Annotated in this window: 21 protein-coding genes and 1 tRNA gene; 9 read left to right on the forward strand and 13 right to left on the reverse strand. The window is 65.7% G+C overall.

Annotated features, from left to right (window positions below):
* Window positions 1-7 precede the first annotated feature (7 nt).
* Both ACSHZY_RS06500 and ACSHZY_RS06505 read right to left on the reverse strand, forming a co-directional pair.
* Window positions 8-967: a glutathione S-transferase family protein gene (locus tag ACSHZY_RS06500; RefSeq protein WP_435167087.1), complete on the reverse strand. Its 960-nt coding sequence runs from the start codon at window positions 965-967 to the stop codon at window positions 8-10.
* A gap of 153 nt (window positions 968-1,120) precedes the next feature.
* Window positions 1,121-3,172 carry an acyltransferase family protein gene (locus ACSHZY_RS06505; RefSeq protein ID WP_435167090.1) on the reverse strand — a complete coding sequence of 684 codons (2,052 nt, stop codon included), beginning with the start codon at window positions 3,170-3,172 and terminating at the stop codon, window positions 1,121-1,123.
* 176 nt (window positions 3,173-3,348) lie between these two features.
* On the opposite strand from ACSHZY_RS06505, the gene ACSHZY_RS06510 reads away from it, so the two are divergent.
* From ACSHZY_RS06510 to ACSHZY_RS06525, 4 genes are all read left to right on the forward strand, one after another.
* Complete coding sequence (locus ACSHZY_RS06510; protein ID WP_435167093.1) at window positions 3,349-3,513, forward strand: hypothetical protein; 165 nt, start codon at window positions 3,349-3,351, stop codon at window positions 3,511-3,513.
* A 376-nt stretch (window positions 3,514-3,889) separates the two neighbouring features.
* Window positions 3,890-4,450, forward strand: a complete 561-nt coding sequence (locus tag ACSHZY_RS06515) for a PAS domain-containing protein (RefSeq protein WP_435167095.1) — start codon at window positions 3,890-3,892, stop codon at window positions 4,448-4,450.
* 10 nt (window positions 4,451-4,460) lie between these two features.
* Window positions 4,461-7,880 (forward strand): CheR family methyltransferase, encoded by a 3,420-nt coding sequence (locus tag ACSHZY_RS06520; RefSeq protein WP_435167097.1) that lies wholly within the window; start codon window positions 4,461-4,463, stop codon window positions 7,878-7,880.
* Window positions 7,873-8,241: a response regulator gene (locus ACSHZY_RS06525; protein ID WP_435167100.1), complete on the forward strand. Its 369-nt coding sequence runs from the start codon at window positions 7,873-7,875 to the stop codon at window positions 8,239-8,241. The genes ACSHZY_RS06520 and ACSHZY_RS06525 overlap by 8 nt, the downstream gene beginning before the upstream one ends.
* Before the next feature lie 478 nt (window positions 8,242-8,719).
* Here the strand turns inward: ACSHZY_RS06525 and ACSHZY_RS06530 are convergent.
* Window positions 8,720-8,809 (reverse strand) — tRNA-Ser (locus tag ACSHZY_RS06530).
* 190 nt (window positions 8,810-8,999) lie between these two features.
* On the opposite strand from ACSHZY_RS06530, the gene ACSHZY_RS06535 reads away from it, so the two are divergent.
* The gene (locus tag ACSHZY_RS06535) at window positions 9,000-9,296 is read left to right on the forward strand and encodes a hypothetical protein (protein ID WP_435167103.1); all 297 of its coding nucleotides are present in this window, start codon (window positions 9,000-9,002) and stop codon (window positions 9,294-9,296) included.
* Between the two features lie 84 nt (window positions 9,297-9,380).
* Entirely contained in the window at window positions 9,381-9,971 is a 591-nt protein-coding gene (locus tag ACSHZY_RS06540) for an N-acetylmuramidase family protein (protein WP_435167106.1), read from the forward strand.
* Between the two features lie 6 nt (window positions 9,972-9,977).
* On the opposite strand, the gene ACSHZY_RS06545 is transcribed toward ACSHZY_RS06540, so the two are convergent.
* The 6 genes from ACSHZY_RS06545 to ACSHZY_RS06570 are packed head-to-tail and all read right to left on the reverse strand — an operon-like array spanning window position 9,978 to window position 15,387.
* Window positions 9,978-10,913, reverse strand: a complete 936-nt coding sequence (locus ACSHZY_RS06545) for an AEC family transporter (protein WP_435167109.1) — start codon at window positions 10,911-10,913, stop codon at window positions 9,978-9,980.
* A complete protein-coding gene (locus tag ACSHZY_RS06550) occupies window positions 10,910-11,695 on the reverse strand; it encodes an MBL fold metallo-hydrolase (protein ID WP_435167111.1) in 786 nt (261 codons plus the stop codon). Before ACSHZY_RS06550 ends, ACSHZY_RS06545 begins: the two co-directional genes overlap by 4 nt.
* Window positions 11,692-12,474, reverse strand: a complete 783-nt coding sequence (locus ACSHZY_RS06555; protein ID WP_435167114.1) for a TatD family hydrolase — start codon at window positions 12,472-12,474, stop codon at window positions 11,692-11,694. Before ACSHZY_RS06555 ends, ACSHZY_RS06550 begins: the two co-directional genes overlap by 4 nt.
* Window positions 12,465-13,574 carry a DNA polymerase III subunit delta' gene (locus ACSHZY_RS06560; protein ID WP_435167117.1) on the reverse strand — a complete coding sequence of 370 codons (1,110 nt, stop codon included), beginning with the start codon at window positions 13,572-13,574 and terminating at the stop codon, window positions 12,465-12,467. The genes ACSHZY_RS06555 and ACSHZY_RS06560 overlap by 10 nt, the downstream gene beginning before the upstream one ends.
* Window positions 13,574-14,194 carry a dTMP kinase gene (gene tmk, locus ACSHZY_RS06565; protein ID WP_435167120.1) on the reverse strand — a complete coding sequence of 207 codons (621 nt, stop codon included), beginning with the start codon at window positions 14,192-14,194 and terminating at the stop codon, window positions 13,574-13,576. Before tmk ends, ACSHZY_RS06560 begins: the two co-directional genes overlap by 1 nt.
* A complete protein-coding gene (locus tag ACSHZY_RS06570) occupies window positions 14,191-15,387 on the reverse strand; it encodes a D-alanyl-D-alanine carboxypeptidase family protein (RefSeq protein ID WP_435167859.1) in 1,197 nt (398 codons plus the stop codon). Before ACSHZY_RS06570 ends, tmk begins: the two co-directional genes overlap by 4 nt.
* 138 nt (window positions 15,388-15,525) lie before the next feature.
* Between ACSHZY_RS06570 and ACSHZY_RS06575 the strand changes: the two genes are divergently transcribed.
* Window positions 15,526-16,818: an adenylosuccinate synthase gene (locus ACSHZY_RS06575; RefSeq protein ID WP_435167123.1), complete on the forward strand. Its 1,293-nt coding sequence runs from the start codon at window positions 15,526-15,528 to the stop codon at window positions 16,816-16,818.
* A gap of 4 nt (window positions 16,819-16,822) precedes the next feature.
* Here the strand turns inward: ACSHZY_RS06575 and ACSHZY_RS06580 are convergent, their stop codons facing one another.
* A complete protein-coding gene (locus tag ACSHZY_RS06580; RefSeq protein WP_435167126.1) occupies window positions 16,823-17,461 on the reverse strand; it encodes a hypothetical protein in 639 nt (212 codons plus the stop codon).
* A gap of 135 nt (window positions 17,462-17,596) precedes the next feature.
* Here ACSHZY_RS06580 and ACSHZY_RS06585 point away from each other — a divergent pair, with 135 nt between their 5' ends.
* Entirely contained in the window at window positions 17,597-18,265 is a 669-nt protein-coding gene (locus tag ACSHZY_RS06585; protein ID WP_435167129.1) for a thiamine diphosphokinase, read from the forward strand.
* On the opposite strand, the gene ACSHZY_RS06590 is transcribed toward ACSHZY_RS06585, so the two are convergent.
* From ACSHZY_RS06590 to ACSHZY_RS06600, 3 genes are read right to left on the reverse strand one after another with little or no spacing between them, the layout of a single operon-like run.
* Window positions 18,246-19,616, reverse strand: a complete 1,371-nt coding sequence (locus ACSHZY_RS06590) for an L-serine ammonia-lyase (RefSeq protein WP_435167132.1) — start codon at window positions 19,614-19,616, stop codon at window positions 18,246-18,248. The genes ACSHZY_RS06585 and ACSHZY_RS06590 overlap by 20 nt on opposite strands.
* Before the next feature lie 10 nt (window positions 19,617-19,626).
* The gene (locus ACSHZY_RS06595) at window positions 19,627-20,034 is read right to left on the reverse strand and encodes a hypothetical protein (RefSeq protein WP_435167135.1); all 408 of its coding nucleotides are present in this window, start codon (window positions 20,032-20,034) and stop codon (window positions 19,627-19,629) included.
* Window positions 20,035-20,036: 2 nt separating this feature from the next.
* Window positions 20,037-21,239 carry a pyridoxal phosphate-dependent aminotransferase gene (locus ACSHZY_RS06600; protein WP_435167138.1) on the reverse strand — a complete coding sequence of 401 codons (1,203 nt, stop codon included), beginning with the start codon at window positions 21,237-21,239 and terminating at the stop codon, window positions 20,037-20,039.
* Between the two features lie 91 nt (window positions 21,240-21,330).
* Here ACSHZY_RS06600 and ACSHZY_RS06605 point away from each other — a divergent pair, with 91 nt between their 5' ends.
* Window positions 21,331-21,594: a succinate dehydrogenase assembly factor 2 gene (locus ACSHZY_RS06605; protein ID WP_435167140.1), complete on the forward strand. Its 264-nt coding sequence runs from the start codon at window positions 21,331-21,333 to the stop codon at window positions 21,592-21,594.
* Window positions 21,595-21,646: the final 52 nt, after the last annotated feature.

The raw sequence follows: 21,646 nt of genomic DNA on the forward strand, positions 1-21,646 counted from the left end.
CCCGGCCTCAGCGCGACAGCGCCGTTCTGTCCGGACCGATGGGCACGATCCCGGTCGGATTGATCTGCCGGTGGCTTTGGTAATAGTGCCGCTTGATGTGGTCGAGGTTCACCGTTCCGGCCACGCCCGGCAGCGCGTGGAACGCCTGCACGAAGCGCGAAAGGTTCGGATAATCCACGATCCGGCGCAGGTTGCACTTGAAGTGGCCGTGATAGACCGGATCAAAGCGGAGCAGCGTCGTGAACAGGCGGATGTCGGCCTCGGTCACCTGACCGCCGGCCAGCCAGTCGCGGCCCTCCAGCCGGTCTTCCAGCCAGTCCAGCGTGGCGAAGACGTCCGTGACGGCGTCCTCATAGGCCTCTTGCGTGGTGGCGAAGCCGGCACGGTAGACGCCGTTGTTCAGCGTGGGATAGATGCGGTCGTTCAGGGCGTTGATCCCGGCCCGGAGGGCAGGGGGATAGTAATCGCCGTCGCGCGCGCCCACCCCGTCGAAGGCGCTGTTGAACATCCGCAGGATCTCCGAGGACTCGTTCGACACGATGGTGCCGCGCACCTTGTCCCACAGGACCGGCACCGTGACCTTGCCGGTATAGCCCGGATCGGCGGCCGTGTAGATCTGGTGCAGGAACTCCGCCCCCAGAAGCGGATCGCCGGTGACGCCGGGGCCGGGCGCGAAGGTCCAGCCCTGATCGCCCATCAGCCAGTGGGTGATGGACAGGCCGATCATCCCTTCCAGCCCCTTCAGGGTTCGCAGGATCGTGGTCCGGTGCGCCCAGGGACAGGCAAGGCTGACATACAGATGGTAGCGCCCCGGTTCGGCTGCAAATCCGCCCGTCCCGCTGGGTCCGGGGGCGCCGTCCGGGGTGATCCAGTTGCGAAAGCGGCTGTCGACACGCTGGAACGCCCCGCCTTTCGCTTTCGGGATGACGGGCGCGGTCTGCCATGTTCCGTCCACAAGCTGGCCCAAGGCGATCTCCTTTGCAATGCTGATCCCGTGATGATCTAGGTGCCGTGGATCTGCGGGCGATGGTCAGCGGGCCGTTCTTATCCGCGGCCAAGCTTGCAGGGCCTGGGCGCGACGATTGTCAGCTTCCTTCTTTGCAGGAAGCGGTTATCAAGCTCACTGGCCAAGTGCATCGCCTTTGAAGACCTCGGCGATCCGGGTAACAGCGGGCAGTTGTGCGAGGATGGCGTTCGCGATCAACGCTCCCCCCGCGAGGGAAAGGTGATCGTCGTCATAGTAGTAGATGTTGCCGTTCCGGGCGTTCGTGCAGCGGATGTCGTCGCAGAGCAGATCAGCCGGACGCACGTGGAACAGGTTCGGGTCCGCAATGGCGTCCAGTATGTCGTTTCCAGGCTTGGCCCGTTGGTCATAAGCGCTGCGGTCGGTAAACACGTCTGGCGTCTGCTCGCCGAGGTGGAAGGCGCGTTTGGCGGCCACTTCTGGCACGTTCCAACCCGCCTCCGGGACCGCATGAACAACGATGACGGGCGTTCCGAGCGCCAGCAGATCCGACATTCCCCGGCGCAGGGCTGCGGCGGCGAAGGTCGCCTGGGTCGGGGAACCGGCCAGTCCAAGAGTCTTGGCATCATAAACCGGGGTCGTGCCACCCACGGTCCAATCCGGATCCTGCCCGCCTTGGCCGTTGTCGAAAATGCCGGTGGCAAAATCAGGCTGGTGGCGCATCCCCGCGATGACGAGATCGAATTTTTCCTGTTTCAGATACTCCAGCACGGCGTCGTAAATGGCCGCACAGTTACGAACACCCTTTCGGACCCCCGGGATCGGCCCGCAGGCACCGGCCGTCACTTGGGTCACCTGCCATCCCTTCGCCTCCAGCGCCTCGCGCAATGGAGATGCGAAGACGTCGGCGTGGCTGTCCCCGATGATGATGGAGCGGGGTCCACCGAGATTGACGGTCGATGTGCAGACAGGATCCGGAGGAAGACGAATCTTGTCTGTGTTTATTATGTTCTGGAGACACACATCGCGCAAAGGGTTGTAGTCATCCTTTGCTGCCAGGTAGCGCATGGCGGCTTCCGGCGTGCGCCATGGTGCGCCATTGATCGCATGCAACGTGCCGCCAATGCCGATGGTGGCGACGATGGCCAGGGTGGACGCTCCCAGCAGGGGGGCGCGGCGGGGCAGCAGGCGGGGCGGGCGGCCTTGGTGGCGGCGGAAGGGCTCCTCCACGAACTTCCACGTCAGCGCGGCCAGGATCAGGCTGAGAACCGCGAGCGACAGCATCAGGACCAGCGTGGGATCGGTGATGCTGCGCAGGCGCGCGAAGGCGAACAGGGGCTGATGCCATAGATACGCGCTGTAGCTGATCAGCCCGATGGCCACCAGCGGCCGGAGGCTGAGGACGCGGGCCACGGCCGTGCCCTGCCGGGCGAAGACGAGCACGAGCGTGGTGCCCGCGACCGGCAGCAGCGTCCAGAGGGAGGGATGCGGTGTGCGGGCGTCGAAGGCGGCGAACGCCACCAGCAGGCAGGCCGCGCCGGCCAGCGCCAGCGCCTGCGAGGGCGCGGGCCGGCGCCACAGCGTCCAGAAGGCGCCAAGGGCGCCGCACATCAGCTCCCACGCGCGGGTGGGCAGCAGGTAGAACGCAAAGTCCGGGTGGGTGCGGGACAGGACCTGCGTCAGCCCCAGGCTGACCACGGCGATGGCCAGCACCATGCCGAACACCGCCTTGCGGCCCAGGCGCCAGGCCAGCGCCAGCAGGACGGGGAACAGGATGTAATACTGCTCCTCGATCGCCAGCGACCAGGTGTGCAGCAGCGGCTTGAGGTCGACCCCGACGCTGAAGTAGCCGGTTTCCTTCCAGAACAGGATGTTGGAGGCGAACAGGGCGGTGGCGATGACGCTTTGGCCGAAATCGCGCAGCTGCGTGGGGAACATCCACATCCAGGCAAAGGGCAGGCAGGCGAGGATCACGGTGAACAGGGCGGGCAGGATCCGGCGCGCGCGCCGTTCGTAGAAGGTCAGGAGGGAGTGGCGCCCCGCCTCCATGTCCTGCACGAGAATGGTGGTGATCAGAAAGCCCGAGATGACAAAGAAGATGTCCACCCCGATGAAGCCCCCGTCAAGGCCGGGAACACCGGCATGGAACAGGATGACCGGCAGAACGGCAATGGTGCGCAGGCCGTCGATCTCGGGACGATACTTCATGCGGCTCAACTCTTGCAAAAACTGATCAGGGAGCGACCCTTACAGCAAGCGGCCGCCGCACATCCCTAACCGATCAAGGCAAAAGTTCTCTCTAAGATTGAGTTAACGCCGGAACGATCATCTTAAACCTTTATTCGAATGCGAGCTTGGGCAAGATGTCGTTACGGATGCGTGCCATGCTGACGGCCTTCGCGAGGACTGGTACTGGCTTGATCGAGGCGATCTCCGCCGAGATCGTCAAGGTCAGAAAATCCGGAAACTGCGCGACCGTCATGACGATCCCCGGCGCCGATACGATGCTGCCGCCCGAAGGCCGCACGACGAGGTCGCCATTGCTTTAGCCGACAGGTTGGCCCGGACCGCGTGGACCCCCTGCAACGCGGCACCCGATCCGACGCTCCGCATGACAGAGATATGGGCGCAGGAGCGGTCCGGTCACGCCCCCAAGTCTCAGCGAGTTGGCGAAGAGAGAGAACAGCATGGGCCAGGGAACATGCGCCCCGAAAGTCTGATGGACAAAAGGTTGTCATCGATCTTGCTGCTGATAAGACCACATCATCTTGGTATGGCCATACCGTGAGCCGAGCAGAACGGCGGGTCTGCAAGCCGCTTTGCAACCTTGGGGCATGCGTCAGGCAGACACGGTCTGCTGAAGGCGAAGCGCTTTTCCGTGGGGCGGGGATCGTATATATCACGTCTACCTTCTGTGGAGCCCGCATGAGCCGAGACGTGCCGAACGAGTTGAAGACCTTCTTGCTGAATTCGCAGGTTGCGCTTGCACTTGCATCGCCAGACGGGGACTGCCCGCTGTTGCTCGTCAACGACAAGTTCAGTGCCCTGACCGGGTTCGGCGCGGAGGAGGTGATCGGCCGCAACTGCCGCTTCCTTCAGCGGGATGCCGGCAACACGGTCGCGAAGGCGCGGATCCACACGTTCTTCGACACGCCGGAGCAGCCTTCCGTTCGCATCGATCTTGTGAACTTCCGCAAGGACGGGACGCCGTTCATCAATCTTCTCTACATGTCGAAGCTTCGCAACCGGGACAACAGCGTCCGCTACATCTTCGCCTCGCAGTTCGACATCAGCCGCGCACGTCCCGATCGGCTGGCGGCGTATGAGGCTCAGTTGGGCGGCACCTTGGCGGCGCTGCGGCCGGTGCTTTCGGAAACGGGCGCCATTCTGGATGGATCGCTCGTGACCGTGGCCAACAGCGCGACGATGATCGCGCAGGCCAAGATGCTTCTGGCCTCTTTGGAAGAAAGCCCGCCTTGTGGCTGACCAGATATCGATGTCCGTTCGCGATCCCGACGCCGCCCCGATCCCCGCCGTGATCGGCATCGGCGCGTCTGCCGGAGGGCTGGAGGCGCTGCGGGAAATGCTGGCTGCGGTGAAGGTGCCGTCGCAGGCGTGCTTTGTCGTGGTTCAGCATCTTGATCCCACGCATGAAAGCATGCTGGCCCAGCTTCTGGACCGGTGCACGGATCTTGACGTCCAGCAGGCCGAAGGCGGGGAGAAGGTGGAAGCCGACAAGGTGTTCATCATTCCGCCGGGACGGGGCCTTGCCATCCGGGGTGGGCTGCTGGAACTGACCGATTTCGCGCAGCCGCGGGGCATGCGGCGGCCCATCGACGACTTCTTCATCTCCCTCGCCGCGGACCGGCAGGCGCAGGCCGCTTGCGTCATTCTTTCCGGGACGGGCGCGGACGGGACCATGGGACTGCGCGCCATCAAGGAGAATGGGGGCATCTGCGTCGTCCAGACGCCGGAAACCGCCAAGTATGACGGGATGCCCTTGTCTGCCGTCGGCACGGGGCTGGTCGATTTCGTGCGCGACCCGGGCGAGATCGCCGAATGTATCCGCAGCTTCTACGCCCGTCGTGGCGGCGAGGATGCGGAACAGGCCGAGGTTGTGGCGGACCATGTGGACGAGTTGTGTCGGACGCTGCGAACCGTCATCGGACACGACTTTTCGGGCTACAAGCGCAGCACGCTGATCCGCCGGATCGAGCGGCGGATGCATGTTCTGGGTCTGGAAACGGGGCGGGCCTATCTTGCACGGGTCAAGAAGGACCGGAACGAATGCGACGCGCTGTTCCGCGACCTGCTGATCAACGTGACCCGCTTCTTCCGGGATCCCGAAGCGTTCGAGGTGTTGCGACGCCACGCATTGGAGCCTCTTCTGGACGCCCGCGCCCCGGACGGGGAGTTGCGGGTCTGGGTGGCGGGATGTTCCAGCGGCGAGGAGGCCTATTCCATTGCCATGTTGCTGGCCGACATGATGCGCCAGCGGGGGGAGCCGTTCGCGGTGCAGATCTTCGCCACCGACATCGACGACCAGATGCTCCAGATCGCTCGGGACGGGCAATATCCCTTGTCCTCCATCATCAACATTCCGCCGGACCTGCGGGAACGCTACACGACGCCGCACACCGACCATTTCACGATCAATGCCGAGATCCGGGACGCGATCCGGTTTTCCCACCACAGCCTGGTGAAGGACCCGCCGTTTTCACGGGTCGATCTGGTGTCCTGCCGCAACCTCCTCATCTATTTCGACGACAAGTTGCAGCAGGCGGTCCTGCCATTGTTCCATTACGCGATCCGGCCGGACGGCTTCCTGTTCCTTGGCCCGTCGGAAAGCATCGGCCGGTTCGAGCATCTGTTCCCCGCCATCGACCAGCCGTCGCGGCTGTTCCAGCGCTCCCCGGGGGCGCCGACCTATCCGATCGATCTTCCGGGGAACTACCGGGGGGCCAGGACGCAGGGCACGTCGCCCCAGGACACCACCGACCGGCGCGGGACCTTCCACGAAGATGTCGCGCGCCGTCGTCTTCTGGAACGTTACGCGCCCGCCAGCATGGTGCTGGACCAGGATGCGGGCATTCTGGCAGCCTATGGGCGTCTGGGACCGTTCTTCGATTTTCCCGTCACCCGAACCGGCGGATCCAGCGCGATCACCCTGGCGCGTCCCGGACTGCGCAAGATCATCGGGCCGCTTCTGCGGCAAGCACGGGACGGCAAGCGCCGGTCGGTCGCCCGGGATGTGGAGGTTGCGACGGAGTTCGGAACCCAGCCGGTCAATGTCATCTGCGATCCACTGCCGGACGGAACGACGCTTCTTGTCATCAACGCCGCCGGGGCCTTCCTGCCGGATCGCAGCCACGATCTGAACGAGCTTCAGCATTCCGATGACAATCTTGACGCGCTGGAGGAAGAACTGCGCCTGACGAGGCACCGGCTGCGATCGGCGGTCGAGGAACTCGAGACGGCGAACGAGGAACTGAAAAGCTCCAACGAGGAAATGATGTCGATGAACGAGGAGCTTCAATCGACGAACGAGGAACTTGCCACCGTCAACGACGAGTTGAAGACCAAGGTCGATCAGCTGACGGTTGCGAACTCCGACCTGCGGAACTTCTTCGCATCGACCGATCTGGCCGTGGTGGTTCTGGACGGCAACCTGAACATCCGCAGCTATACCGAAGCGGCGCGGTCGATCTTCCCGCTTCAGCCTGCGGATCAGGGCCGGCCACTGGCAGACGTGTCGCACCGCCTGTCCGATGATGGCTTCCTTGAGGATGCGCGCGCGATCACCGAAGGGGCGGCGGGGAGGCTTCGGCGGGTCCAGAACCGGTTGGTCGCCCAAACCTTCTCGCTCCGCACGATGCCCTACCGGTTGCAGAACGGGACCATGGACGGGGTGACGCTGGTCTTCACCGATATTTCCGAAACGCAGGACCTTGAGCGCCACCTTGCGGAAGCACGCGACTGGCGCGATCTGGCCGTGAAAGCGGCCGGCATCGGCGTATGGGAGTATCTGGACGATGGAAAGCGGTTCATCTTCGACGAGGCGGCGCAGGACCTGCTGACCGCGCCGGCCGAAGCCCATATCGATGACGTTCTTGATCGCGTGGTGCTGACGGAAGACCATGCCGTGGTTCGCGAACTTCTGGAGGACTCTGCCGCCACCGGGCGCGATCTGGAGATCAATTTCCGCATCCACGGACCCGAGGATACCGTCCGGTGGGTAAAGGCGCTGGGACGAAGCATCCCCGGCAGTGATCCGGTGCGTCTTGTCGGGGTGTCCGTGGACATGACGGCCGAACATGCCCTGGCGGACACCCGCGACCTGTTGGTCCGGGAAATGAACCACCGGGTCAAGAACCTGTTCGCCATCATCGGCAGCATGATCATGGGCGCCTCCAAGTCCCAGTCCGACGTTCGGGAATTCGCGCTTTCCATCCGGGAACGGATCTCGGCGCTGGGCCGGGCCCATTCGCTGGCGATGCCCAATCAAACAGGGAAGGCCATCGATCTTGCGGCTGTCGTGAGGGCCACGATCGAGCCCTACAAGGATCACGCCGCCATACGGATCGAGGGACCGCCGGTCAGGGTTCAGCCGGGATGTTTGTCGCCTTTGTCCCTGATGCTTCATGAATGGGCCACGAATGCAGCAAAATACGGGGCATTCCGGACATCCGAGGGCCAGTTGGATGTCAGCTGGAGCCACAAGGACGACGGCATTCAGTTCCTTTGGCAAGAAACCTTCGAAGCGACGGGTCTTGGGACTGGCAAAGCGGGTTTCGGAACCCGGCTGGTGGAAATGTCCGTTTTGCAACTTGGTGGCCACTGCGAACAGACTATTTCCAAAGAAAGTGTCAGGCGGGTTCTGGATCTGCCAAGTGAAGTGTTTGGAAATTATGACTAAGTCGGTGTTCCTCGTGGAAGATGAACTTCTTGTCGCGATGGAGATTCAGGATCTGATCGAAGAGGCGGGTCTGACCGCCGACGGGCCTTATCCGACCATAGAGAAAGCAGGGAAGGCGTTGCAGGAGGCCAATCCTGCCTGCGCCATTCTGGACGTACGCTTGCGGGACGGGGAGGTCTTTCCCGTCGCGGACGTCCTCCGGGACAGCGGCGTGCCGCTGATTTTCCACTCAGGGCATGCCGTCGCTGAGGACATCCTGAAACGATATCCGACCGCCACCTTCTGCGAAAAACCCTGCACGCCGAGCCAGATCCTGCGGGCCGTGGCGTCGCTTATGGGCCGTGACACCAAAGTTGCCTGACGGCGCAGCATAAAGGTCCTGACAAGGACATGTCCGGACAGCTGGATCGGGGCCGTGAGGCTTCTGCTGCGATTTGCGCCACGCCAAGGAACATTGTCGAGTAAAAGGGGATCACCTAGACCCTTGACTCCGGCTCTTGCATCGGTCGCGAACAACGGCTCGCTCACGCATGCTTCCGAAGCTCTCAGGGTGCAGGTTGATGCAGACGTGCTGGTCGGTCCTTTTCAGGCACATTCAGGTCGCAAGGTTGTGGCAGGGCGATGCGTGCAGGCCGCAGAAGTCGGGCCTTAGCAGGAAGCCTTTGGCACGTTACAGCAAGTGAAAGATGGCTTGTGAGGCCATTTCCGCAGCGTCGTGAAATGGACGTTCGTATCATGATGAGTTGTCACGTGCAGTAGCTTGCGAGCGGACAAGCAATGGGGCGGTACGATGGCGGGTTAGCGCCGCTCGTCCTGATCTCTAACCTAACCTGGGGAATTGGCGGAGAGACAGGGATTCGAACCCTGGGTCGGCTCACACCGACAACGGTTTTCGAGACCGCCGCATTCGACCACTCTGCCACCTCTCCGCATCAGGGGTCGTCGTGCGGGATCGTGTAGCTGCGAAGCGGGCCGGGTGCAAGGCCCATCGTGGAGATTTTTCGCGCGGGCTTGCGGTGTTGCGCCGTCCACCGCGCGGTGGGGTTCGGCCGCCTTAACGTCCTTCCTGCAAGTTCGACCCGTGCAAGACCGGGGGTCGGGATGGACGGATGTGGCGGCGTGCTGTGCACGATCGGAATCGAAGGGGAGCGGACGCTTCTTGCGGGCGCCTTGGGCGGGGCCACGCGCTGGATCGCCTCGGACCGGCGGGGATGGCAGGCGGCGATGCTGGCCATCGCGGGCGGGGCGCTGGCGGGGCATTACGTCTGGCCGATGATCCTCTGGCTGCTGGGCATGGAAGAACGTCCCCAGACCATCGCCATGGCCGCCTATGTGGCCGGCACGCTCGGCATCTCGGGCGTGAGGGCGCTGTCGGCGATCGTGGACGCCCGGGCGCGGAGGATGCGCGATGCGTGACCCGCTGCTTCGTCTGATCCGTGAGGAAGGCCGCACCTGGACCCTTGCCTTTGTCATCACCATCATCCTGTGGGGAAACAGCCTGTGACATACTGCTTCAAGGGCCGCGCCGAGCGGCTGACCGATTACGCCCTGTCCGAGATCAGCGCCCTGATCGGTGTGGGCGAGGAGGAGCTCTCCGCCGTGATGAAGGTGGAGGCGGCGCAGGGCGGCTTCGACCCGCAGGGCCGTCCGCGCATGATCTTCGAACCCCACATCTTCTGGCGCGAGTTGCCGTCCGCCAAACGGAAGGGCGCGGAGCGGGCGGGTCTGGCGCACCCGGTCTGGGGCATGAAGGCGCGCCCGGGTGACAGCTACGGAACCCTGGCACTGGCGATGATGCTGGATCCCGTGGCCGCCTTGCGCTCCGCCGCCTGGGGGATGGGACGGATCATTGGCTGCCACCACAAGGCGGCGGGGTATGACACGGTGCAGGCCATGGTCGCGGCCTTCATGGATCAAGAAGCCGCGCAGCTGGAAGGGATGGTCCGCTTCATCCAATCCGAAGGTCTGGACGACGATCTGCGCCGGCACGACTGGTCGGCCTTCGCGCGCGGCTACAATGGCGCGGGATACGCCGCGCAGGGCTTCCACACGAAGCTGGCGGCGGCCTATGCCGAGGCGGTAGCCGCCTGAGGCCCGTTACGGCAGGACGTGCAGCCAGCCCCAGATGGAGAAGAGCGACAGCGCCGTCGCGACCAGCACGCTGGTGGCGCTGACGCGCTTGGCCACGCCATACAGGTTGGCGAACAGGAACGCGTTCATGCCCGGTGCCATCGACGCCGTCACCACGACGGACCGCAGCTGATCGACGCCCAGCCCGACCGCGCGGCCGATGCCGTAGCCGATCAGCGGGTGCATGATCAGCGACAGGACGCAGATCATGGCCACCAGCTTCACGTCCCCCTCCGGGCGATAGCGGCAGAGCACTCCGCCAAGGCCGAACAGGGCCGCCGGAAGCGCCGCGCGCATCATCATCTGCAACCCGCCTTCCAGCACGCCCGGAAGGGAAAGGCCTGTCGCGTTCCAGGCAAAGCCCAGCAGGATGCCGATGACCAGGGGCTGCCGGATCAGCGATTGCAGGATCTGCCGGATCAGCTGCGCTTTCCGGATGCCGGTGCCGCGGGCGCGCACGATCTCCATCGTGGCGATGCCGGCGCCGTACAGGATCGGCGAATGCAACGCGATGATGGTGAAGTTCCCGGCCAGCGCGTCGGACCCGTAGGCACGTTCCATGATCGGGATGCCCAGCAGGAGGGAGTTCGAGAACAGGCAGCAGAAGCCGATGGCCACCGAATCCTCGGGCGGGCGCCCGAACAGGAAACACGCGGCCAGCCCGCCGATGATGAAGCAGGCGAAGGCCCCGGCATAGAAGGCGAGGAAGATCCCCGGTTCAAAACTGCCGGCGATGTCGATCGTCGCCATGTTGTAGAACAGAAGGCAGGGAAGCGCGAAGTTCTGGGCGAAACGGGTGACCCCGTCGATCGCCGAATCCACGATCAGCCCCGATCGCCGGGCCCAGTATCCGAAGCCGATGACGAGAAAGACCGGCAGGATGACGTTCAGGAGGGCGTTCACAAGTCGATCCTCATTCCGTCATAAGCGGGGATGATGCCGTCCGGCAGATCCCGGCACAGCGTGTCGTAATCCATGTCGATGTGCATGTTGGTCAGGATCGAACGCGCCGGGGCAACGCGGGCGATCCATTCCAGCGTCAGCGCCAGATGCGCGTGCGAGGGATGGGGTTTCGGGCGCAGCGCGTCGACGATGAACAGGTCCAGCCCGTCCAGAACGGGCCAGCTTTCGTCTGGAAGCGCCACGGCGTCGGGCAGATAGGCTGCGTCACCGATCCGGAAGCCCAGCGCGTCGATGTTGCCGTGATGCGCGGTGAAGGGCCGGAAGGGGATCAGGCCGCCCGGCCCCGGCACCTCGAACGCGCCGGTGATGGAATGCAGGTCGCAGATCGGCGGATAGGAGGAGCCTGCGGGCTGCACGAAGGCATAGGCGAAGCGGGACAGCAGCGCTTCTTGCGTGGCGGCGTCGGCCCAGACGGGCAGGCGGCTGCCGGTGTTGAAGGCGATCTGGCGCAGGTCGTCGATGCCGTGGACGTGGTCCGCGTGCGGGTGGGTGTAGACGACGGCGTCCAGTTCGCCGATACCTGCGTCAAGAAGCTGGTCGCGCATGTCGGGCGTGGTGTCGATCAGCGCGCGGGTCACGCCCGCATCGCCGAACCGTTCCACCAGCAGCGAACAGCGGCGGCGGCGGTTCTTCGGGTTCGTGGGATCGCAGGCCCCCCAATGTCCGCCCAGACGCGGCACCCCCCCCGACGACCCGCAGCCGAGGATGGTGAGCCGGATCATGCGGCGGCCTTCGAAAACAGGCGGTCGAAATTGGCGGTGGTGGCGGCGGCGAAATCGTCCAGCGTCATCCCGAACACCTCGGCCCCCACCTTGGCCGTGTGGGCGGTGTAGGCCGGTTCGTTGCGGCGGCCGCGATGGGGCGGCGGGGCCAGATAGGGGCTGTCGGTTTCCAGAAGGATCCGGTCCAGCGGCGCGGTGGCAAAGATGTCGCGCAGCGCGCCCGATTTCGGAAAGGCCGCGATCCCCGACATGGACAGGTAGAACCCCAGATCCAGCATCGCCCGCCCCAGTCCGGCCGAGGAGGAGAAGCAGTGCATCACGCAGCTGAACGCGCCCGCGCGGTGTTCTTCGGTCAGGATGCGGGCCATGTCGTCATCGGCGTCGCGGGCGTGGATGATCAGGGGCAGGCCGGTCCGGCGCGCCGCTTCCACATGCACGCGCAGGCTTTCCTGCTGCACCGACGCCGATTCGGCGCTGTAGTGGTAATCAAGGCCGGTTTCCCCGATCCCCACGAATTTCGGATGCGCCGCCAGCGCCACCAGCTGGTCCACCGTGGCTATCGGCTCTTCCGCCGCGCTCATCGGGTGGGTGCCGGCGGCGTAGAACACGCCCTCATGCGCCTCGGCGATGGCGCGGACGGCGGGTTCGTTGCGCAGACGGGTGCAGATCGTGACCATGCGCGTGACACCGGCGGCGCGAGCGCGGGCGATCACCTCGTCCCGTTCTTCGGCAAAGTCGGGGAAGTCCAGGTGGCAGTGGCTGTCAACGATCATGCACATGTCCGGGCGAGCGTGGCCGCCGTCTCGTCAATTTTCAGAACCATATCCATGAGAAGGGCGGCAGGGTCAAGGTTGACCGCCTTTCCCTGACGCGCCCGGTGCCCCAGCGTCTGCTGCAATTCGGCCCAGGCCAGTGCGGCGCGGGGGGTGGGGGACAGCCGTTCGATCACGTCGGATTCGCCTTTGGCGGCCTCGGGCGGGAGCGTGCCGAGCGTGCCGGCCCGCGCCATCCGCGCCAGAAGCCGGTCGATCAGGCCGACGATCAGGTCGAACCGCGCCTCGTTCCCGCGGCCCGCGCCGGCCTCGGCCAGCGCCAGCGCGCGGCCACGGTCCAGACGGGGCAGGGTGCCCAGCAGGTCCACCAGCTGCCGGTACAGCATCAGCCCGTCCAGGTTCAGCAGCCGCACGGCTTCGCCCACTGATCCGCCGCCCAGTTCGGCCAGCGCCACGGGATCCTCCACCGCCGCGCCTGCCTGCACCAGCGCGTCCTGCATCGCCGCCGGTGCCAGCGCGGACAGGCGCAGTTCGCGGCAGCGCGACCGGATCGTGGGCAAGAGGCGCGAAGGCTGGTGGCTGACAAGGATCAGCGTCACATCGGCGGGCGGTTCCTCCAGCAGCTTCAGAAGGGCGTTGGCGCCCGCCGGGGCCAGTTCGTCCGCCGCGTCCACGATCGCGACGCGCCGCCCGCCATCCGCCGCCGACAGGGTGAAGAAGCTTTTCATCTTCCGCACCTCGTCCACGCGGATGTCGGCGGACAGGGCCGATCCGGTGGCGTTCGCGCCCCGGCGCAACAGGAACAGGCGCGGTTCGGACAGGGCGGCGATGCGGCGGGCCACGGGATGATCCGGCTCCACCTCCAACGAGTCGGGGGCGAACATCCCCCCTTCCTGCGCCAGAAGGAAGCGGGCCATCCGCCAGGCCAGCGTCGCCTTGCCCACGCCGCGCGGGCCGGTGATCAGCCAGCCGTGATGCAGGCGGCCGGTGTTGAAGGCGTCCAGGAAGGCGGCCTCGGCCCGGTCATGGCCGAACAGGGTGCGGGTGTCGCGCGGGTGCGGCGCGCCGTCGACGCGGTCGGGTTCGGGAAGCGTCACCTCGGCCATCAGGCGCCCGCCAGATGGTCCAGCGTCGCGGCCAGCACGTCGGCGGCCACGGCGTCCGCGTCCTGCGCGCCGTCGATGATGCGGAAGCGGGGGGCGGCGGCCAGCGACAAAAACCCGTCCCGCATCTGGCGTTGCAGGGACAAGCCCATATCTTCAAACCGCTGTTCGCCGCCACGGCCGCGGGCGCGGGACAGGCCCAGGTCGGGGTCGATGTCGATCAGCAGGGTCAGGTCCGGGTCCAGCCCGATCATCGTGTCGTGCAGCAGGTCCGCCTGCGCGGCAAGGCCCCCGCGCAACCCCTGATACATGCGCGTGCTGTCCACGAACCGGTCCGAGATGACGATGCCCCCCCGCCCCAGCGCCGGGAGGATCGTCTTTTCCAGATGGTCGCGGCGGGCGGCGGTGAACAGCAGAAGTTCGGTCGTGGCGGACCAGCGGTCGGGGTCGCCCTGAAGCAGAAGGCGGCGGATCTCCTCCGCCCCCTCGCTGCCGCCGGGTTCGCGCGTCAGGGTCACGTCATGGCCGCGCGCGCGCAGGGCGTCCGCCAGCGCGCGGGCCTGCGTGGACTTGCCCGACCCGTCAATCCCCTCGAAGCTGAGAAAGCGACCGCCTGCGGTCACTGGGCGGGCTGCTTGGCCGGGGCGGCCGCGTCGGCGGCCAGGAACCGGTCGGCCAGAACGCGGGCCGCCGTCATCAGCCGGGTGCCGAAGCCGCCCGGCGCCACGGCGCCTTCGGCCACCAGCGGAACCGTCTGTTCGCCCATGCCCGGAATGGTCACGCGCAGCGATCCCAGTTCCTGCCCCTGCGCCACGGGCGCGTCGACGGGGCCGGAATACACGATCTCGGCCGCGATCTGGTCCTGGAACTGCACGGGCACCAACAGCTTCACATCCTCGGCCGCCACAAGGCCCACATCCTGCGCCTGTCCCATCCACACCTCGGCCGTGCCCAGCCGTTCGCCCGCCTTCACCACCGTCTTCTGGGTGAACTGCCGGAACGCGAAGTTGGAGATGGCTTCCGCCTCGGTCGCGCGGTCGGCGTTGCTTTGCAGGCCGTTGATCACGAAGACGATCCGGCGGCCGTCCTGATCGGACTTCGCCGAACCGACAAGGCCGTAGCCCGACTGCTCGGTGTGGCCGGTCTTCAGCCCGTCGGCGTGCCAGTCGCCGGCCTGGATCTCCAGCAGCGGGTTGCGGTTGGCCGAGTTCGCGGGAACGCGGTTCATGTAGACGAAGGACTGGACCGAGAAGTTCTGGTACAGCTCGGGGAACTCCTCGATCAGGCGGACGGCCAGCGCGCCCAGATCGTGCATCGACATCAGGTGTTCCGGATCCGGCCAGCCCGAGGAGTTGACGAAGTGGGAATCGTTCAGGCCCAGCTGCTTGGCCCGGTCGTTCATCATCTTGGCGAAGTTTTCCTCGGTCCCGCCAAGGCCTTCGGCCACCACCACGCAGGCGTCGTTGCCCGAGTTCACGATGATGCCGTGGATCAGCTCCTCGACCGTGGGGCGGTCGTCGGGTTTGACGAACATCTTCGACCCGCCCATGCGCCAGGCCTTTTCGGACACGGGGAAGGTGGTGTCCATGGTGACGCGGCCGTCATGCAGCGCTTCGAACAGCATGTTCAGCGTCATCAGCTTCGACATCGACGCGGGGTGTTCGGGCGTGTGGGCGTTCTTGTCCAGAAGCACCGTGTGCGTGGTCATGTCGTAGACCCAGGCAGAGGTCGCACGCGTCTCGAACGCATGGCCGAGGGCCGGCACGGTTGTCAGAAGGAGGGCAATCATCAGCCGTTTCATCGTGTCGGTCCCCATCATGGCGTTCTGCGCGGGCAGCATAAGGGGGCGGCGCGCCTGATGGAAGGGTGCCCACGACATCGTCAGGGGTTTCTTCCCCCGCCGTCAGCCGCTATGACACAGACGGTTTGACCAAGGACCGGAAAGGACCGCCAAATGGCCAATGTCGTCGTCGTCGGCGCCCAGTGGGGTGACGAAGGAAAAGGCAAGATCGTGGACTGGCTTTCGGAACGCGCCGATGTGATCGCGCGCTTCCAAGGCGGTCACAACGCCGGCCACACGCTGGTCATCGGCGAGAAGGTGTTCAAGCTCTCGCTCCTGCCTTCGGGCATCGTGCGCGGCGGCAAGCTGAGCGTGATCGGCAACGGCGTCGTCCTGGACCCCTGGCACCTGGTCACCGAGATCGAGAAGCTGCGCGGGCAGGGGGTGGAGATCAACCCCGAGAACCTGATGATCGCGGAAAACGCGCCGCTGATCCTGCCGCTGCACGGCGAGCTGGACCGGGCGCGCGAAGGCCAGGCGGCGGTCGCGAAGATCGGCACCACCGGCCGCGGCATCGGCCCGGCCTATGAGGACAAGGTCGGCCGTCGCGCGATCCGCGTCGCCGATCTGGCCGATGACGCCACGCTGGAACTGCGCGTCGACCGCCTGCTGGTGCATCACGACGCGCTGCGCCGCGGCCTTGGGATGGAGCCGATCGACCGCGCCGACCTGCTGGCCAAGCTGCGGGAGATCGCGCCGCAGGTCCTGCCCTATGCCGCCCCCGTCTGGAAGGTGCTGACCGACGCCCGCCGCGCCGGCAAGCGCATCCTGTTCGAAGGGGCGCAGGGCGCGCTTCTGGACATCGATTTCGGCACCTATCCCTATGTCACCTCCTCGAACGTGATCGCGGGGCAGGCGGCGACGGGGACGGGGCTTGGCCCGAACTCCATCGGCTTCGTGCTGGGCATCGTGAAGGCCTACACCACCCGCGTGGGCGAAGGCCCATTCCCCGCCGAATTGCATGACGAGGACGGCCAGCGTTTGGGCGAACGCGGGCACGAATTCGGCACCGTCACGGGCCGCAAGCGTCGCTGCGGCTGGTTCGACGCGGTTCTGGTGCGCCAGACCTGCGCCACCTCGGGCGTGTCGGGCATCGCGCTGACGAAGCTGGATGTGCTGGACGGGTTCAAGACGCTGAAGATTTGCGTGGGCTACGATCTGGACGGAAAACGTCTGGACCACCTGCCCATCGCCGCCGACCAGCAGGCCCGCTGCACCCCCATATACGAGGAGATGGACGGCTGGAGCGAATCGACCGCTGGCGCGCGGTCCTGGAACGACCTTCCGGCCGCCGCCATCAAGTATGTCCGCCGGATCGAGGAGCTGATCCAGTGCCCCGTCGCGCTGCTGTCGACGTCGCCCGAGCGGGACGACACGATCCTCGTCACCGATCCCTTCGCGGACTGAAGGGTCAGGGGCGGCCGTTCACCTCGCGCAGGAAGACCGAGCGCGAGGTGAGCGCGAAGCGTCCGCGGTCCTGCCGTTCGAGGATGGCGGCCGCGACCAGCGTCTCGAACCCTTCCACCATGTCTTCGTGGGTCAGCGAGGCGAGGCTGGCCACATGGCGCAGCACCTGTGGGCGGGTGAAGACCGGCCGCTGTTCCATGCGCAGCAGCCAGACGGCGGCGGCTTCGGCCAGTTCCGACGGCGTGTCGGCCCCCAGGCATTCGGCAAAGGCCGCAAACCCCGTGGACAGGGGCGCGGGTTCCGTTCGCAGGGCGGGGGATTCGGTTCTGGGACGATCCAGCCGTTCGGCGGCGCTGGCGGCCACGGCGGCGCGCAGGTGGCGGATGGCCGACTGGCGGCGCTGGTTCGCGGGTTCGCTCATCTGGGTGTCGGCTTCCCGGATCAACCGCTCTACCGAAGGGTCTTCGGCCGAAGGCGGGGTGGGTGGGGGCGTGTCCAGCCGCGGATGGGCCGGATGTTCGGCGCCGAACTGCCGGTCGGACGCGGCGACCGTGCGGAAATAATCCGCCACCTCCTGCATGAGGTTGAACGGATCCTCAAATCCCTCCAGAGTGCAGGAGAACGTCCCGTATGAGACGGTCATGATTTTCTTCGGTCCGTTCATGTGGCGCTCGTCCCTCGGGCCCGATCCGGGTCGGCGGGTTGGATGTCAGATCGTGGTCACTGCGGGAAGGGCGGCTCTTCCTCCGCCGTCTTTTCGTTACGGGCACTCACTCGCATGATGGCGCAGATTGTTCAATCATCACACGCGGTGACGTTGATCGCGGGTGGCCCAGTGACTCGGCGTGATCTGCGTCTGGCCCTGTCGCGGGCGCCCGTCCTCGTGGCCGCCGACGGGGGGGCCGACCGTGCGCTGGCCTTGGGAAAGGAACCGGGGGCGGTGATCGGTGATCTCGATTCCATTTCCGCCGCCGCGCGGGCCCGTCTGGCGGACCGGCTGCATCACGTGACGGAACAGGACAGCACGGATTTCGACAAGGCGCTGCGCAACATCGACGCGCCCTTCGTGCTGGCGGTGGGGGTGGCGGGGGCGCGGGTCGATCACGGATTCGCGGTGCTGAACGCGCTGGTGCGCCACCGTGGCCCGCCCTGCCTTCTGCTGGGGCCGGAGGACGTGATCTTTCACGCGCTGCACCCCCTAGACCTGCGGCTTTCGCCGGGGGATCGCGTGTCGCTGTTTCCGATGACGCGGGTGATCGGTCGGTCGCAGGGGCTGGTCTGGCCCATCGACGGGCTGGATTTCGCGCCGGACGGCCGGATCGGCACCTCCAACGCGGCCGAGGCGCGGCAGGTGCGGCTGGCCTTCGACGGGCCCGGAATGCTGGTGATGCTGCCGCGCCGGCGTCTGGACGCGGCGATCGCCGCCGTCAGCAGTTGGGAACGTTGACCGCCAACCCGCCGAGCGAGGTTTCCTTGTATTTCTCGTGCATGTCACGGCCCGTCTGGCGCATCGTTTCCACGCAGGCGTCCAGGCTGACCAGATGCTGCCCGTCGCCCCGCAGGGCCAGACTGGCCGCAGACACGGCCTTGATCGCGCCCAACCCGTTGCGTTCGATGCAGGGCACCTGAACCAGCCCCTTCACCGGATCGCAGGTCATGCCCAGATGATGCTCCAGCGCGATCTCGGCTGCGTTTTCCACCTGTGTGGGGCTGCCGCCCAGAACGGCGCAAAGGCCCGCCGCCGCCATGGCGCTGGCCGAGCCGACTTCGGCCTGACAGCCGCATTCCGCGCCCGAGATGGAGGCGTTGTGCTTGACCAGCCCACCGATGGCCGCCGCCGTCAGCAGGAAGTCGTCCAGCTTGGCGCGGCTGGCACCCGGCACATGGTCCAGCCAATAGCGGATCACGGCCGGCACCACGCCCGCGGCCCCATTCGTGGGCGCGGTGACGACCTGTCCGCCGGCCGCGTTCTCCTCGTTCACCGCCATGGCGTAAAGGGCGATCCAGTCGTTGATCGTGTGCGGGGCGACCATGTTCAGCCCGCGTTCGCGCAAAAGCTGGTCATGGATGTTCTGCGCCCGCCGACGCACGTTCAGCCCGCCCGGCAGGATGCCGTCACGCGCGATCCCCCGGTCGATGCAGTCGGTCATCACCTGCCACAGGCGGTCGATGCCGGCGGTCAGGTCCGCTTCGGAACGCAGGGCCCGTTCGTTGGCCCGTTTCATCTGCGCGATCGACAGGCCGGAGCGTGCGGCCATGGCCAGCATCTCGTCGCCATTGTGGAAGGCGTAGGGCACCCGCACTTCGGGCGTGGCGCTGCCATGGGCCAGTTCGTCCGCCGTCACCACGAATCCACCGCCGACGGAGTAGTAGGTTTCCTGCAGCAGCACATCGCCCTGCGCGTCGGTCGCGCGCAGGATCAGGCCGTTGGCATGGCCGGGCAAGGCGGGGCCGTAATCGAACAGCAGGTCCCGCTTCGGGTCGAAGGAAAGGTCCGGCAGCCCCGGCGGGCGGATGCGGCCGGTGCGGGTGATCTCGGTCAGCGTCTCCTCGGCCTTCGCCGCGTCGAAGGTGTCGGGAAGGAAACCGGCCAGACCCAGGATGGTGGCGCGGTCGGTGGCATGGCCGACGCCGGTAAAGGCCAGCGATCCGTGCAACGAGGCGCGCACCCCCACGGGCTGGAACGGGCTGCCGCGCAGCCGGTCCAGAAAGCGGCCCGCCGCCACCATCGGCCCCATCGTATGGGACGAGGAGGGGCCCACGCCGATCTTGAAGATGTCGAAAACGGACAGGAACATGGGAACCGACCTAGTCGGCGGCATCCTTCGTGGAACGGTCGGCGCGGCGGCGGACCAGAACGCCGCGCAGATCGTGCATCGCCATCAGCAGCCCTTCGGTGACCGCGTCGGCCTGCGCGTCGTCGGCGCGGCTTTGAAGCCACTGGGTGGTCAGGTTCATCTGCTCGATCATGCCCAGCGCTGCGTCGAACTCGCGCTGCGCCAGAACCTCGCGCCGGGCGGTGATCCAGGCGCGGATCTCCTCCACCTCGGCGGGTTCAAGCTTCCGGTCGCCCTGCGTCTTGAACTCGCCCTTGCCGATGTTCACCGTCGCGACATGCTCCAGATCCAGGCGACGCTGGCGGTTCTCCGTGTCCAGCCGGAACACGAAGGCGCCATTGTCGCGGATGCGGAAATAAAGGCCCGGAAGCTCTTTCATCGTCAGCTCAGCCCGCGGCAGAAACGCTGGATTCGGGTGCAGGCCTCGCGCAGCACCTCGTCCGCCGTGGCGTAGCTGACGCGGAAGTTCGGGGACAGGCCAAAGGCCGCGCCGAAGACGACCGCAACGCCTTCTTCTTCCAGCAGGGCGCTGGCGAAAACTTCATCATCGGTGATGACGGTGCCCTTGGGCGATGTCTTGCCGATGCAGCCCGCGATGTCGGGATAGACATAGAACGCGCCTTCCGGCGTCGGGCAGGTGATGCCGGGCGCCTCGCTCAGCATGGACACGACCAGATCGCGGCGGCGCTGGAACAGGGCCTTGTTCTCGGTCAGGAACTCCTGCGGGCCCGTCAGGCCTTCCAGTGCGGCGTACTGTGACACCGAGGAGGGGTTCGAGGTCGATTGCGACTGGATCGTGCCCATCGCCTTGATCAGCTCTACCGGACCGGCGGCATAGCCGATGCGCCAGCCGGTCATGGCATAGGCCTTGCTGACGCCGTTGCAGGTCAACGTGCGGTCGTAGAGGCCGGGTTCGACCTGCGCCGGGGTGAAGAATTCGAAATCGTCAAAGACGAGGTGTTCGTACATGTCGTCCGACATCACCCAGACATGCGGGTGCTTCATCAGCACGTCCGTCAGGGCCTTCAACTCTTCTTTCGTGTAGCCCGCACCCGTGGGGTTCGAGGGGGAGTTGAAGATGAACCATTTGGTCTTGGGCGTGATGGCGGCGTCCAGCGCTTCGGGCGACAGCTTGAAATTCGTCTCGATCCCGGCCACCACCGGCACGGGCGTGCCGCCGGCCAGAAGCACCATGTCGGGATAGCTGACCCAGTAGGGCGCGGGAATGATGACCTCGTCCCCCGGGTTCAGCGTGGCCACGAAGGCGTTGTACAGGATCTGCTTGCCGCCGGTGCCCACGGTCACCTGGTTCGGCTTGTAGGACAGGCCGTTCTCGCGCTGGAACTTGTCGCAGATGGCCTGCTTCAGTTCGGGGATGCCGTCGACGGCGGTGTATTTCGTCTTGCCTTCGTCGATGGCGCGCTTGGCCGCGTCCTTGATGTTCTGGGGCGTGTCGAAATCGGGTTCGCCCGCGCCCAGGCCGATCACGTCGCGCCCGGCCGCCTTCAACTCGCGGGCCTTGTTGGTCACCGCGATGGTGGGGGACGGTTTGACACGCGACAGGGTGTCGGACAGGAAGGCCATGACGTTCCTCGATTTGAAGTTTTTGCGTTCCCGTCTTAGGGTGCGCGTGGGGACCGATCAAGCGTTTCCACGATGACAGGGGGAGAGAATCATGAACGATGCCCGGAAGCGTCTGCACATGCGGTCATGGCGGCGGGGAATGAAGGAGATGGACCTTATCCTTGGACCGTGGGCCGATACACATCTTGCTGATCTGCCCGAAGATACGGTTGCAATTTATGACAAAATTTTGCAAGAGAATGATCAGGACCTGCTTGCATGGATGCTTGGACAGCAGAAGATGCCGGAAGGTCCGATGAAGCCGTTGCTCGCAGAGATTGCAGAATTTGCGAAACAGCGGTTCCGGGGGCTATGAATTTTTACCATATGTTTCCCTTTTGTGCCGATTGTTGCTTTTTAACGAGTAT

This window comes from Falsirhodobacter sp. 1013 (genome assembly GCF_051195255.1).
Taxonomy (GTDB): Bacteria; Pseudomonadota; Alphaproteobacteria; order Rhodobacterales; family Rhodobacteraceae; genus Falsirhodobacter.

Bases quoted from the DNA above. Each gene is read 5' to 3' on its own strand.
- ACSHZY_RS06505 (WP_435167090.1), bottom strand. From the start codon at position 3,172: ATGAAGTATCGTCCCGAGATCGACGGCCTGCGCACCATTGCCGTTCTG.
- ACSHZY_RS06510 (WP_435167093.1), top strand. From the start codon at position 3,349: ATGCTGACGGCCTTCGCGAGGACTGGTACTGGCTTGATCGAGGCGATC.
- ACSHZY_RS06515 (WP_435167095.1), top strand. From the start codon at position 3,890: ATGAGCCGAGACGTGCCGAACGAGTTGAAGACCTTCTTGCTGAATTCG.
- ACSHZY_RS06520 (WP_435167097.1), top strand. From the start codon at position 4,461: ATGTCCGTTCGCGATCCCGACGCCGCCCCGATCCCCGCCGTGATCGGC.
- ACSHZY_RS06525 (WP_435167100.1), top strand. From the start codon at position 7,873: ATGACTAAGTCGGTGTTCCTCGTGGAAGATGAACTTCTTGTCGCGATG.
- ACSHZY_RS06550 (WP_435167111.1), bottom strand. From the start codon at position 11,695: ATGATCCGGCTCACCATCCTCGGCTGCGGGTCGTCGGGGGGGGTGCCG.
- ACSHZY_RS06555 (WP_435167114.1), bottom strand. From the start codon at position 12,474: ATGTGCATGATCGTTGACAGCCACTGCCACCTGGACTTCCCCGACTTT.
- ACSHZY_RS06560 (WP_435167117.1), bottom strand. From the start codon at position 13,574: ATGGCCGAGGTGACGCTTCCCGAACCCGACCGCGTCGACGGCGCGCCG.
- ACSHZY_RS06570 (WP_435167859.1), bottom strand. From the start codon at position 15,387: ATGGGGACCGACACGATGAAACGGCTGATGATTGCCCTCCTTCTGACA.
- ACSHZY_RS06575 (WP_435167123.1), top strand. From the start codon at position 15,526: ATGGCCAATGTCGTCGTCGTCGGCGCCCAGTGGGGTGACGAAGGAAAA.
- ACSHZY_RS06580 (WP_435167126.1), bottom strand. From the start codon at position 17,461: ATGACCGTCTCATACGGGACGTTCTCCTGCACTCTGGAGGGATTTGAG.
- ACSHZY_RS06585 (WP_435167129.1), top strand. From the start codon at position 17,597: ATGATGGCGCAGATTGTTCAATCATCACACGCGGTGACGTTGATCGCG.
- ACSHZY_RS06590 (WP_435167132.1), bottom strand. From the start codon at position 19,616: ATGTTCCTGTCCGTTTTCGACATCTTCAAGATCGGCGTGGGCCCCTCC.
- ACSHZY_RS06595 (WP_435167135.1), bottom strand. From the start codon at position 20,034: ATGAAAGAGCTTCCGGGCCTTTATTTCCGCATCCGCGACAATGGCGCC.
- ACSHZY_RS06600 (WP_435167138.1), bottom strand. From the start codon at position 21,239: ATGGCCTTCCTGTCCGACACCCTGTCGCGTGTCAAACCGTCCCCCACC.
- ACSHZY_RS06605 (WP_435167140.1), top strand. From the start codon at position 21,331: ATGAACGATGCCCGGAAGCGTCTGCACATGCGGTCATGGCGGCGGGGA.